A 231-nucleotide genomic window follows, 5' to 3' on the forward strand; every position below is an offset into this window, starting at 1 on the left:
TGCGGCGAACATTACTGTGACGGCGACAGACACCAATGTGGTTGAAGATGGCGATGCCACCGCGACGGGTACCGTGACTGTGACGGATACTGACACCGGCGAAAATACACTGGCCAGCAGCACCGCCACCTACGGAACGGTGTCTGTGGATGCGTCCGGCAACTGGACCTACACACTGGATAACGGTAACGCCGCGGTTCAAGCGTTGGGCGAAGGCGAGACTTTAACCGA

1 protein-coding gene is annotated in these 231 nt (G+C 58.4%); it reads left to right on the plus strand.

Features of this window, described 5'->3' with window-relative positions; genetic code table 11:
* A partial coding sequence (locus ACFOEK_RS19125) for a VCBS domain-containing protein (RefSeq protein ID WP_386723087.1) occupies nucleotides 1–231 on the plus strand: 231 nt, incomplete at both ends.

It is taken from the genome of Litoribrevibacter euphylliae (genome assembly GCF_042646085.1).
Taxonomy (GTDB): Bacteria; Pseudomonadota; Gammaproteobacteria; order Pseudomonadales; family Litoribrevibacteraceae; genus Litoribrevibacter; species Litoribrevibacter euphylliae.